This is a genomic window from Citrobacter sp. wls710 (genome assembly GCF_005281115.1).
Classification (GTDB): Bacteria; Pseudomonadota; Gammaproteobacteria; order Enterobacterales; family Enterobacteriaceae; genus Citrobacter; species Citrobacter werkmanii.
The window spans coordinates 1-12,684 of sequence record NZ_SZXD01000067.1; the positions used below are offsets into that span (position 1 = coordinate 1).

General features: G+C 53.7%; 8 protein-coding genes and 2 pseudogenes. 3 read left to right on the top strand and 7 right to left on the bottom strand.

Annotated elements, in window-relative coordinates; genetic code table 11:
• The 7 genes from FDX14_RS24290 to thpR all read right to left on the bottom strand — a co-directional run.
• Positions 1-367 (bottom strand): fimbrial protein (locus tag FDX14_RS24290; protein ID WP_502704214.1); only part of this gene is annotated, 367 nt, incomplete at its 3' end.
• 570 nt (positions 368-937) lie between these two features.
• Positions 938-1,417 (bottom strand): 2-amino-4-hydroxy-6-hydroxymethyldihydropteridine diphosphokinase, encoded by a 480-nt coding sequence (gene folK, locus FDX14_RS24295; protein WP_042312222.1) that lies wholly within the window; start codon positions 1,415-1,417, stop codon positions 938-940.
• Positions 1,414-2,808: a polynucleotide adenylyltransferase PcnB gene (gene pcnB / locus FDX14_RS24300; RefSeq protein WP_208616126.1), complete on the bottom strand. Its 1,395-nt coding sequence runs from the start codon at positions 2,806-2,808 to the stop codon at positions 1,414-1,416. Before pcnB ends, folK begins: the two co-directional genes overlap by 4 nt.
• Positions 2,809-2,879: 71 nt before the next feature.
• On the bottom strand, positions 2,880-3,776 hold the full coding sequence (gene gluQRS, locus FDX14_RS24305) for a tRNA glutamyl-Q(34) synthetase GluQRS (protein ID WP_137350405.1): 897 nt from the start codon (positions 3,774-3,776) through the stop codon (positions 2,880-2,882).
• 70 nt (positions 3,777-3,846) lie between these two features.
• Positions 3,847-4,302, bottom strand: coding sequence for an RNA polymerase-binding protein DksA (gene dksA / locus FDX14_RS24310; protein WP_003018625.1), 456 nt, complete (start codon positions 4,300-4,302; stop codon positions 3,847-3,849).
• Between the two features lie 177 nt (positions 4,303-4,479).
• Complete coding sequence (gene sfsA / locus FDX14_RS24315) at positions 4,480-5,184, bottom strand: DNA/RNA nuclease SfsA (protein ID WP_042312214.1); 705 nt, start codon at positions 5,182-5,184, stop codon at positions 4,480-4,482.
• Between the two features lie 15 nt (positions 5,185-5,199).
• Positions 5,200-5,730 (bottom strand): RNA 2',3'-cyclic phosphodiesterase, encoded by a 531-nt coding sequence (gene thpR / locus FDX14_RS24320; RefSeq protein WP_061380849.1) that lies wholly within the window; start codon positions 5,728-5,730, stop codon positions 5,200-5,202.
• 73 nt (positions 5,731-5,803) lie between these two features.
• On the opposite strand from thpR, the gene hrpB reads away from it, so the two are divergent.
• From hrpB to fhuA, 3 genes and pseudogenes are all read left to right on the top strand, one after another.
• On the top strand, positions 5,804-8,233 hold the full coding sequence (gene hrpB, locus FDX14_RS24325; RefSeq protein WP_170973620.1) for an ATP-dependent helicase HrpB: 2,430 nt from the start codon (positions 5,804-5,806) through the stop codon (positions 8,231-8,233).
• 136 nt (positions 8,234-8,369) lie between these two features.
• Positions 8,370-10,891 (top strand): annotated as a pseudogene (mrcB, locus tag FDX14_RS24330) (bifunctional glycosyl transferase/transpeptidase).
• Between the two features lie 306 nt (positions 10,892-11,197).
• Positions 11,198-12,655 (top strand): annotated as a pseudogene (gene fhuA / locus FDX14_RS24335) (ferrichrome porin FhuA); the annotation flags it as partial.
• Positions 12,656-12,684: the final 29 nt, after the last annotated feature.

Below are 12,684 nucleotides of genomic sequence, written 5' to 3' on the forward strand. Positions count from 1 at the left end.
TTGCCGGGTTGGTGATGGAGTCATCGTTGTTCAGTGTCCCGTTGCTATTGCTGAAGAACGTTGAGGCCATACTCAGGTGCGCTTTGGTGTTTTCGTTGGTTGTGCCACAGTCTACGGTAATATAGAACGGTTCTGGCTGAATACCGACGGCACTGCTCTGTACGCCAGGATCAGCTGCGATGGCTGACGTCTGGGCGGTGTTCAGTTGAACCTGCCCATCCTGGCTGCCGCCGTTAACATGTGGCGTACAGGTGTTGTCGCTCACCAGACCGGCAAAATCTACTTGCCCGCCATCAAGGGCGAATGCGGATGTTGAGAGTAGTACGGCAGAAAAAACGGTCGACAAGGCGATGATTTTTTTCTTCATGAGAATACCCTTATATCAAGTTACGGCAGTTAAATATGGGGTGAACCATATATTAATTCCGGGTTATTAGACCTTAAATATTCAGCTTTTGTAAAATTCATAGCGGATATGATTATTCGTCCATTTATTTTTATTATATATATTATATGATGGTTTTATTTGTGATGTTGAGGGCTTATTGATATATTATTTTATGAGGTTATTAATTTTTATCGCGTCATGCTGTAAGTTGATGATTTGAGGGGGTGATAAATTGATGGTGTAAATTAAATAGAAAACAAAATAGAATGTTTGTATAATTGAGTCTTAGTAGAGAGCGAAATATAGAGGAAGTCTTTATCTTGATAATACATAATATTTATGAGTTGACTTAATTTAGATTTTTTAAATTTTGATTTTAAAAAATATAAGTCGGCAATAATTAAATGATAGCGCAAAATGTAAATTAAAAGCATCTAATATTATTTAATATAATTTTAAATCAAATCATTGTAATTCCAACATGTGCCTTAAGTGAGCGGGTATAAATCAATCTGTCCTGTTTATATTCCTGTGTTTGAGCAAAAAGATCTACCAGCGGTCAGGGCGGGGTGACATATAGCTCAGGCATTCAGCCAACGATTGATTGTCATCAGGAAAATGTAAATCAGGAGCGATCTCAAACAGCGGCCATAGCATAAAGCCCCGGTTTTTCATGTCGTAGTGCGGCACGGTCAGACGCTCGGTGTTAATCACTTCATCGCCAAACAGCATAATGTCGAGATCCAGCGTTCGCGGACCCCAGCGTTCGGCCTTGCGCACACGCCCCTGTTGCAGCTCAATGCGCTGAGTATGGTTAAGCAATTCTTCTGGGGTGAGAGCGGTATCCAGCGCCACGGCGGCGTTCAGGTAATCGGGCTGATCCTGTGGGCCTAATGGCGGTGTGCGGTAAAATGAAGAGACGGCCATAATGCGGCTGTCGGGAATTTCACCGATCGCCTGTATGGCAGCATTCACCTGCTCCAGCGGGGAGGCGAGGTTGCTGCCAATAGCGATATAAACGACAGTCACGCACTTCCCTCGCGGCGTGGCGCGCGTTTACGTGGGCGACGATGACGACGACGTTCAGGCTCTTCATCCAGCTCGTTCAGCATGCCTTTTTGCTCCGGCGGCGCTGAAACCTGGAATTCACCCCACCATTGAGCCAGACGCTGCAGCTCGGCGTTGTTTTCCACTTCTGCACGCAGGGCCAGCAGGTCGTAGGCGGCGCGGAACTTCGGATGTTCCATCAGCTTCCAGGCGCGTTTGCCCTGACGACGGGACATGCGTAACTGCAACTGCCAGATATCACGGGTCAGCGAGGTTAATCGTTTCGGGATTGCCAGCGAGCGACAGGCTTCGTCGAGTACGTCATTCATTGCCAGTGCGAAAGCGTCGTAATAGGCCAGACCGCTTTCTTGCGCAATTTTCTGCGCGGCTTCCAGTAACGGATACCAGAACATGGCAGCGAACAAGAACGCCGGGTTAACGCGCATATCATTGTTAATGCGGTTATCGGTATTCTTCAGCACCTGCGCGATAATGCGCTCCATCGGGCTATCACCGTCTTCTGTGAAGTAGCGCGTAATGGTTGGGAACAGCGGCTGGAACAGGCTGTACTCACGCAGTTTTTTATAGGTTTCATACCCATAGCCCGCCTGTAATAGCTTAAGCGCTTCTTCAAACAGGCGTGCGGGAGGAATGTCGTTCAACAGCGTTGCCAGACGCGGGATCGGCTCCGCGGTTTCCGGGCTGATACGCATGTCGAGCTTGGCGGCAAAGCGCACGGCGCGGAGCATACGTACGGGATCTTCGCGATAGCGCGTTTCCGGATTACCAATCAGGCGAATGATGCCTTCTTCGAGATCCTGCATGCCACCGACGTAATCTCGCACGGTGAAATCGGCCACGCTGTAATACAGGCTGTTGATCGTGAAATCGCGACGCTGGGCATCTTCTTCAATGGAGCCAAAGATGTTATCGCGCAGCAGCATACCGTTTTGCCCGCGCTGTGAGGTTGTGCGATCGGACTCGCTGCCTTCATGATGACCGCGGAACGTTGCCACTTCGATAATTTCCGGGCCAAACATGACATGGGCCAGACGGAAACGGCGACCGACCAGGCGGCAGTTACGAAACAGTTTTCGCACCTGATCCGGCGTTGCGTTAGTGGTGACATCAAAATCTTTTGGCTTTTTGCCCAGCAAAAGATCGCGCACGCCCCCGCCAACCAGCCATGCCTCGTATCCGGCCTTATTGAGCCTGTACATTACCTTCAGGGCATTTTCACTGATATCTTTGCGGGAGATAGAGTGCTGCTCACGCGGGATTACCGTCATATGTGGACGGGCGACGGCAAGCTCGGCCTCGCGCTCCTCGCGGCTTAGCACCTTGCGGCAAAAATTAGCGACTCGGGTAAAAATAGTGCACCTCGGTAGTGTCAAACTTCAATCAGAACAAGTGTTGCTGTGTAAAAATAGCGGCTAATCATAGCTCAGCATGGCGCATTTGAGAATGGCGTATTTACGATCGCTGATTCTGGCACCGTTGTCAGACTCCAGTTTTCCACTGCAAACTGAAGGATCTGATCGACCTGCATCTCCTGCCACGCGATATCCACACGCTGGCCGAGAAAGCGCAGCGCGGCAATAATCACCGGACGTGGATCGCCTTGCGGCAGGGCAGGTGCATGATTTTGTTTGGAAAGTTTAGCGCCTTGTTCGTTAAGCGCCAGCGGCAGATGAATATAGTCTGGCGCCTGCCAGCCAAACTGCTGATACAACGAAATTTGCCGCACCGTCGGTTCTATGAGATCGGCGCCGCGCACAATTTCCGTCACGCCCTGGAAGTGGTCATCTACCACTACCGCGAGGTTATAGGCAAACAGCCCGTCGCGGCGGTGAATAATAAAATCTTCACCAGCAAGTTGCGGGTCAGCCTGAATCACACCGCGTAGCCGGTCAGTAAACTGCATCACGGGGTGGCGTTGTTTAATGCGGACTGCCGCCTGCTCTGGCCCGAGGCGCAGCTCACGGCAGCGACCATCGTAAATGCCGCCGACGCTTTGAATACGCGCCCGCGTACAGGTGCAGTAATAGCTCAGATCCTGCTGATGCAGCCAGGCGAGCGCCTCGCGGTAGGCGTCATGGCGCTGGGATTGCCACAAAATGTCGCCATCCCAGTGCAGGCCGTAATGTTCCAGCTGACGCAGAATCGTATCTGCAGCACCGGGAACTTCACGAGGGGGGTCAATATCTTCAATGCGTACTCGCCAGATTCCACGCCGGGCACGAGCCTGCAGGTAACTGCCGAGGGCGGCAATCAGTGAACCGAAGTGCAGTTCGCCGGAAGGGGAGGGGGCGAAGCGGCCAATATAGTGTGAATCGCTCATTTTGCGGACTAACAAATAATAAGGCGGGAGAAACTCCCGCCTGTAGTAAACGTGGTAAAAATGACCGGAATTAACCTGCCATTTGTTTTTCGCGGATTTCTGCCAGCGTTTTGCAGTCGATACACAGATCGGCTGTCGGACGTGCTTCCAGACGGCGAATACCAATTTCTACGCCGCATGATTCGCAGTAGCCGAAATCTTCGTCTTCTACCTTCTTCAGCGTCTTCTCGATCTTTTTGATCAGTTTGCGCTCACGGTCACGGTTACGCAGCTCAAGGCTGAATTCTTCTTCCTGCGCGGCGCGGTCCACCGGATCAGGGAAGTTAGCCGCTTCGTCTTGCATATGAGATACGGTGCGATCGACTTCATCCCTAAGTTGATTACGCCATGCCTCAAGAATACGCCTGAAGTGCGACAGCTGGGCTTCGTTCATATACTCTTCGCCCGGTTTCTCCTGGTACGGCTCCACCCCAGCGATGGCGAGAATACTCAGGGACGATGTTTTACGGTTTTGCCCTTCTTGCATGTTGCTTCTCCTTAACACGCACTATCGATCCCCATGTTCGGGGGAAAAATCAGGTCGCTATAAATAGCAGATGCTTTTCCGGATAGCAATTATCTAAACGTAACACTTGACAACCCTGTGAGGAAAAGCGTATTTGCACACGCGCCCAGAATATTAATTAACCAGATGTTTACACCATTACAAGGTAATGGGCAACGGCTCTTTAAGAGTCATACCATGGGCAGAAAGTTCCGCTTTATAAACCAGAATTTCGACCCCCTTTTGCCGAGCTTCGACCAATAATTGCGCATATTTCGTATCAATATGGCGCGCGGGTGAAAACCGTGTAATGGCTGAATGTAGCACAGCGAAAAATATCACCGCCCGCTTACCTTCAGCCGCTACGCTCATCAATTCCCGAAGATGTTTCTGACCTCGTTCAGTGATGGCATCGGGAAAATAACCCTGATCTTTTTCCGCCAACGTGACTGATTTCACTTCAATATAGCAGTCAGGTCGGGAATCCGCCTGTAACAAAAAGTCTATACGACTCCCTTCGGCGCCGTATTTTACTTCACTTTTCAATATGCTATAGCCTGAAACTTCTGAAATTAGCGACTGCTGAATCGCCTCTTTCGCTAATCTGTTCGCCCACAGCGTGTTAACACAAATAAATGCCCCGGATTGCGTTTGCGTTAATTCCCAGGTATGCGGATATTTCCGTTTGGTATTTTCTGATGTCGAATACCAGACGGTATCACCTGGTGTTGCGCATCCGGTCATCGCGCCGGTATTTGGGCAGTGTAACGTTAACGTTGTGCCATCCGGTGTGATCACATCCGCTAAAAAGCGCTTGTAGCGCTGGATGAGCGTAGACGGTTGTAAAGGTGGAGAAAATTGCATCAGCAGTCCCTTTGATTATTCAGTCAGCGTCCAGCGTTGCATCTGTGCGTAACGCGTGCGTCCTCGTACAAATGAGGAGGAGTAAAGCGCAAATTCCGTGACCGGAAACGACCAGCCAAAGCCCGGTGGGGGGATGGGAACCGCGTGGCCGGCATCGCGCAGCAGCGTGATATGTGGGTGAAACGGCTGTGGGCTTTGGTAGCATCCGCTGCGCGCGGCCTGTGCCCGCAGCATATTCGCCAGTTGTAACAGTCCGCGCGGCGGCTGACGCATCCCCAGCCATACCACTCGCGAACGCAGCCATTGCCCGGCATCATCCAGTTTGAGCGTAAAACCTGGCTGGCGAATGCGTCCGGCTAGCTGCGACAACGCCTGTTGCTTCTCTGCGCTGACATCACCTAAAAAGGCCAACGTCAGATGCAGATTCTCGGCGGCGACGGGACGGCCTGCTTCAGGAGGGAACTGCGTAGCTCGCCAGTGGATTAACTGCTCCCGAACCCCGCCTGGCAATTCAATCGCAAAGAACAGCCTTTTTGGCTCAGACATGATGGATACTCGGTTATGAATTAACGCGATGCTACAATGCAGCGCGAAGAATGTTAACCCTCTGGAGCCATTTGTGACGTCGTTGCCCGTTGCCGCCGTAGTGCCTGAACTGCTTACCGCCCTTGATAACTCGTCGCAGGTGCTGCTGACCGCGCCGACCGGTGCCGGGAAATCGACCTGGTTGCCGTTGCGACTGCTTGAGCATGGTGGCATCAAGGGGCGGATTATTTTGCTGGAGCCGCGTCGTCTGGCGGCACGCAATGTCGCGCAGCGGTTGGCGGAGTTGCTGAACGAAAAGCCCGGTGAGACCGTGGGTTATCGCATGCGCGCACAGAACTGCGTGGGGCCGCAGACCCGGCTGGAAGTGGTGACGGAAGGCGTCCTGACGCGCATGATCCAGCGCGATCCCGAACTGACGGGCGTCGGGTTAGTGATCCTCGACGAATTTCACGAGCGGAGCCTGCAGGCCGACCTGGCGCTGGCGCTGTTGCTGGATGTACAGCAGGGACTGCGTGACGATCTGAAACTGTTGATCATGTCCGCAACGCTCGATAACGGGCGCTTGCAGCAGTTATTGCCTGATGCGCCCATGATTATCTCTGAAGGCCGCACATTTCCGGTCGAGCGACGGTATCAGCCGCTGGCGGCACATCTGCGTTTTGACGAAGCGGTGGCCATAGCCACGGCGGAGCTACTGCGCCATGAAAGCGGGTCGCTGCTGCTGTTTTTACCGGGCGTTGGAGAAATCCAGCGCGTGCAGGAGCAACTGGCAATGCGTGTGGGCAGCGATGTTGTGCTGTGCCCACTGTATGGCGCGCTGACGCTTGCCGAGCAGCGTCAGGCGATTTTGCCCGCGCCGCAAGGTAAGCGCAAAGTGGTGCTGGCCACCAATATTGCCGAAACCAGCTTAACGATTGAAGGTATTCGGCTGGTGGTAGACTGCGCTCAGGAGCGCGTGGCGCGCTATGATGCGCGCACTGGACTGACGCGACTGATTACCCAGCGCATCAGTCAGGCCTCGATGACGCAGCGAGCGGGACGCGCAGGGCGTCTTGAACCCGGAATTTGTCTGCATCTGCTTGCCAAAGAGCAGGCGGAAAGAGCGGCTTCGCAAGGGGAACCGGAGATATTACAGAGCGATCTGTCCGGGCTGCTAATGGAGTTGCTGCAATGGGGATGCACCAACCCTGAGCAACTAAACTGGCTGGATACGCCGCCCGCCATCAACCTGCAGGCGGCAAAACGACTGTTGCAGATGCTGGGCGCGCTTGAGGACGACAGGCTCAGCGCCACAGGGCAGAAAATGGCGGCGTTGGGTAACGACCCGCGATTAGCAGCTATGCTGGTTAGCGCCAACGATGACGATGAAGCGGCAACGGCGGCGAAACTGGCTGCGATTCTGGAAGAGCCGCCGCGCGGCGGCAGTACCGATCTGGCTGTGGCGTTTTCACGAAATCAGCCTGCCTGGCAGCAGCGCAGTCAACAGTTGCTGAAACGGCTTAACGTTCGCAGCGGACAGCCCGACAGCACACAACTCCCCCCGTTGCTGGCGCGGGCGTTTGCTGACCGGATCGCGCGTAGACGCGGGCAGGAAGGGCGTTATCAGTTGGCTAATGGTATGGGCGCAATGCTGGATGCTGATGACGCTTCCGGACGCCATGAATGGCTGATCGCCCCCCTGTTGCTACAGGGCAGCGCTTCGCCGGATGCACGTATTTTGCTGGCTCTGCCACTGGATATTGAGGCGCTAATGCAGGCATGTCCTGAGCTGCTGCAACAGTCCGACACCATCGAATGGGATGAGGCTCAGGGAACGTTAAAGGCATTGCGTCGCTCGCGCATTGGCCAGCTCACGGTAAAAGTCCAGCCGCTGGCTAAACCCTCGGAAGAGGAGTTGCACCAGGCGATGTTGAATGGCATTCGCGATAAAGGGCTAAGTGTGCTCAACTGGACGCCGGAAGCCGAGCAGTTTCGGCTGCGTTTGCAATGTGCGGCGAACTGGCTGCCAGAATACGACTGGCCTGCGGTAGATGAGGATTCTCTGCTGGCGACGCTGGAGACCTGGCTGTTGCCGCACATGAGCGGTGTGCACTCTTTACGCGCGTTAAAAGCATTAAATGTGGGTCAGGCGTTGCGCGGTTTGCTGGACTGGTCAATGCTGCAACGTCTGGATAGTGAACTGCCGGCGCATTACACTGTGCCGACGGGGAGTAGGATTGCCATTCGCTATCATGAAGATAATCCTCCGGCACTGGCGGTGCGGATGCAGGAAATGTTTGGCGAAGCGAAGACCCCAACCATCGCTCAGGGCCGCGTGCCGCTGGTGCTGGAGTTGCTGTCTCCGGCCCAACGACCGCTACAGGTGACCAGCGATCTGAGCGCGTTCTGGCAGGGATCGTACCGCGAGGTGCAAAAAGAGATGAAAGGACGTTATCCGAAACACGTCTGGCCGGACGATCCGGCGAATACCGCGCCAACGCGGCGCACCAAAAAGTATTCGTAATGAAACGGTAGGCCGGATAAGGCTTGTATGCCGCATCCGGCGAAAGAGCGGTAATAATTGAGAGATTTCTTCTTCTGTCGCAGGACGGAAGAACAGAGAATCGGGCCTTTGCGCCTGAATGTTGCGGAGAAAAAGCATGGCGGGGAATGACCGCGAGCCAATTGGACGTAAAGGGAAACCATCGCGTCCGGTAAAACAAAAGGTGAGCCGTCGTCAACTCAGAGATGAAGAGTATGACGACGATTATGATGATGATGATGACTATGAGGATGAAGAACCGATGCCGCGTAAGGGTAAGGGCAAAGGGCGTAAGCCTCGTGGTAAGCGCGGCTGGTTCTGGCTGCTGGTAAAACTGTCGATTGTCTTTTTGGTGCTGATCGCCATTTACGGCGTGTATCTGGACCAAAAAATTCGTAGCCGTATTGATGGCAAAGTCTGGCAACTTCCGGCGGCGGTGTATGGCCGCATGGTTAACCTTGAGCCAGAAATGCCCATCGGCAAGAATGAGATGGTGAAGCTGCTGGAGGCCACCCAGTATCGTCAGGTGACGAAGATGACGCGTCCGGGCGAATTCACCGTACAGGCGAAGAGCATTGAGATGATTCGTCGCCCGTTTGACTTCCCGGACAGCAAAGAAGGGCAGGTGCGCGCGCGTCTGACCTTTGACGGCGATCATCTGGACACCATCGAGAATATGGATAACAACCGCCAGTTCGGTTTCTTCCGTCTCGATCCGCGTCTGATCACCATGCTCTCTTCGCCTAACGGCGAGCAGCGCCTGTTTGTCCCGCGTAGCGGCTTCCCGGATCTGCTGGTGGACACGCTGTTAGCGACAGAAGACCGTCACTTCTATGAACACGACGGGATCAGTCTCTATTCCATTGGCCGTGCAGTGCTGGCGAACCTGACGGCAGGTCGTACGGTACAAGGGGCCAGTACGCTGACCCAGCAGTTGGTGAAGAACCTGTTCCTCTCCAGCGAGCGCTCCTACTGGCGTAAAGCCAACGAAGCCTATATGGCGCTGATCATGGACGCGCGTTACAGCAAAGACCGTATTCTTGAGCTGTACATGAACGAAGTCTATCTCGGTCAAAGCGGTGACAATGAGATCCGTGGCTTCCCGCTGGCGAGCCTGTATTACTTCGGACGTCCGGTTGAAGAGTTAAGTCTCGACCAACAGGCCCTGCTGGTTGGGATGGTGAAAGGGGCGTCGATTTATAATCCGTGGCGTAACCCGAAGCTGGCGCTGGAGCGTCGTAACCTGGTGCTGCGTCTGCTGCAACAGCAGCAGATTATCGACCAGGATCTGTATGACATGCTGAGCGCGCGTCCGTTAGGCGTGCAACCGCGCGGCGGGGTGATTTCACCACAGCCAGCGTTTATGCAGATGGTGCGTCAGGAGCTACAGGCGAAGCTGGGCGATAAAGTTAAAGATCTCTCCGGTGTGAAAATTTTCACCACCTTTGATTCCGTGGCGCAGGACGCCGCAGAAAAAGCGGCGGTGGAAGGCATTCCGGTGCTGAAGAAACAACGTAAGTTGAGCGATCTGGAAACGGCGATTGTGGTGGTTGACCGCTTTAGCGGCGAAGTTCGCGCCATGGTCGGCGGGGCAGAGCCTCAGTTTGCGGGCTATAACCGTGCGATGCAGGCGCGTCGTTCAATTGGTTCTCTGGCGAAGCCGGCGACCTATCTGACGGCACTTAGCCAGCCGAAGCTGTACCGCCTGAATACCTGGATTGCCGATGCGCCAATTGCGCTGCGTCAGCCGAACGGCCAGGTGTGGTCACCGCAGAACGATGACCGTCGCTATAGCGAAAGCGGTAAAGTGATGCTGGTGGACGCGTTAACGCGCTCAATGAACGTACCCACGGTAAATCTGGGGATGGCGCTGGGCCTGCCCGCTGTAACCGATACCTGGCTGAAGCTGGGTGCTCCGAAAGATCAGCTTAACCCGGTTCCGGCTATGCTGCTGGGGGCGCTGAACCTGACGCCAATCGAAGTGGCGCAGGCGTTCCAGACTATCGCCAGCGGCGGGAACCTTCGGTGATTGCCGAAGATGGCACGGTGTTGTACCAGAGCTTCCCGCAGGCTGAGCGTGCCGTTCCGGCGCAGGCGGCGTATATGACGCTGTGGACCATGCAGCAGGTGGTTCAGCGTGGTACGGGCCGCCAGCTTGGCGCGAAGTATCCAGGGTTGCATCTGGCAGGTAAAACCGGTACCACCAACAACAACGTCGATACCTGGTTCGCCGGGATCGACGGCAGCCAGGTGACCATCACCTGGGTGGGCCGCGATAACAACCAGCCAACCAAGCTGTACGGTGCCAGTGGCGCGATGTCGATTTACCAGCGTTACCTGGCCAACCAGACCCCGACACCGCTGGTGCTGACGCCGCCGGAGGATGTGGTGGATATGGGCGTAGACTACGACGGTAACTTCGTTTGCAGCGGCGGGATGCGTACGCTTCCGGTATGGACCACCGATCCGGATTCACTGTGTCAACAAGGTGAGATGATGCAGCAGTCGGGTAATCCGTTCGATCAATCTTCTCAGCAGCCGCAGCAACAGCAGCCTCAACAGCAGCAACCGCCGCAGCAAGAGAAGAAGGACGGCGATGGCGTGGCCGGTTGGATTAAAGAGATGTTTGGCGGTAACTAACGCCTGCCTAAAAACCCGCTTCGGCGGGTTTTTCTTTATTCGCGCAAGATACTCACGCTGCTATTCAACTATCCGCCATTGTTTTGCCTGATGGCGCTACGCTTATCAGCCGTACAGTGCAAGGGCGTAACGCCACCTTTCAGCCTAATTTATTAACCCTTTCTTTTCATCTGGTTATTTCTTAACCCCTCAGTTTTAGTAGGGACGTGTATTGCTTGCTATCTCGTCAGAGTTTCGAATATTATGCTGCCGTTATAATAATAATTCTCGTTTACGTTATCATTTACTTTCATCAGAGAAATACCAATGGCGCGTCTTAAAACTGCTCAGCCAAGTTCATCACTGCGTAAAATCGCAGTAGTGGTAGCCACAGCGGTTAGCGGCATGTCTGTCTATGCACAGGCGGCGGTTGACCCGAAAGAAGAAACCATCACCGTAACTGCAGCGCCTGCTCCGCAGGAAAGTGCATGGGGGCCTGCGGCAACCATCGCCGCGAAACGCTCTGCCACTGCCACCAAGACTGATACGCCTATCGAAAAGACCCCGCAGTCTGTTTCGGTTGTGACGCGTGAAGAGATGGATATGCATCAGCCAGGGTCGGTAAAAGAGGCTTTAGCCTATACCCCTGGTGCTGCCGTTTCTACGCGTGGCGCTTCCAGCACTTATGATTTCGTTATTATTCGTGGCTTCTATACGCCTGGCCCAACACCGAACAATTACCTTGATGGCGTCAAGCTACAGGGGGATTACTACAGCTCTGCCGTTGTTGATCCTTACATGCTTGAACGCGTCGAGCTTATGCGCGGGCCAACGTCTGTACTTTACGGGAAAAGTAATCCGGGTGGCTTGATCTCCATGGTTAGCAAAAGCCCGACATCAGAGCCGCTAAAAGAAATTCAATTCAAAATGGGTTCGGATAATCTGTTCCAAACCGGTTTTGATTTCAGCGATTCCCTGGATGACGACGGCGTGTACTCATACCGCCTGACAGGGTTGGCTCGTTCTAATGACGAACAACAGGATTTCGCGAAGCAGAAGCGTTATGCCATTGCTCCGGTGTTTAGCTGGAAGCCTGATGACCGAACCAACCTGACTCTGCGAGCAAACATTCAGAATGAACCGTCAACGGGCTATTACGGCTGGTTGCCGAAACAAGGTACGGTCGATCCGTTACCTGATGGTTCCCGTTTGCCAGTTAGCTTTACGGATTATGCGCCGAACAATACCTATTCGCGTTATGAGCGAATGGTTGGCTACAGCTTTGAACACAGTTTTGATGACACTTTCACTGTGCGTCAAAATTTACGTTATAGCCAAATCAAAACCTCTCAACAGAGTGTGTACGGTTTCGGCGCAGTGGGTAATCAGCTGACCCGTCAGATTATCGTCGCCGATGAACGCTATAATGATTTTGGCGTAGATACTCAATTGGAAAGCAAGTTCGCGACGGGAGATGTTGGACACACTCTGCTCACCGGCGTCGACTATTCGCGTCTGCGAAACGATATTGATAACGCCTACGGAAGTGCACCGCCTTTAGATATGAATAATCCGGTGTATGAAGATGTTGATTTCCCTGACGCGAAACCGTTCCAGCTTAACACGCAGCACCAAACTGGCGTGTATGTACAGGACCAACTGGAATGGAATAAATGGGTTGCAACACTGGGAGGCCGCTATGACTGGTCTCAGCAGGCAACCACTATTCGTTCCAGTAATCAGAAAGTTGAGCGTAACGATGAGCAGTTCACCTGGCGCGGCGGTAGACTGGCCCCCTGAATCACCAGACAACC

What these genes read in the sequence shown, in the direction of transcription:
- gluQRS (WP_137350405.1), bottom strand. Translation starts at nt 3,776, where the DNA reads ATGAGCGATTCACACTATATTGGCCGCTTCGCCCCCTCCCCTTCCGGC.
- dksA (WP_003018625.1), bottom strand. Translation starts at nt 4,302, where the DNA reads ATGCAAGAAGGGCAAAACCGTAAAACATCGTCCCTGAGTATTCTCGCC.
- sfsA (WP_042312214.1), bottom strand. Translation starts at nt 5,184, where the DNA reads ATGCAATTTTCTCCACCTTTACAACCGTCTACGCTCATCCAGCGCTAC.
- thpR (WP_061380849.1), bottom strand. Translation starts at nt 5,730, where the DNA reads ATGTCTGAGCCAAAAAGGCTGTTCTTTGCGATTGAATTGCCAGGCGGG.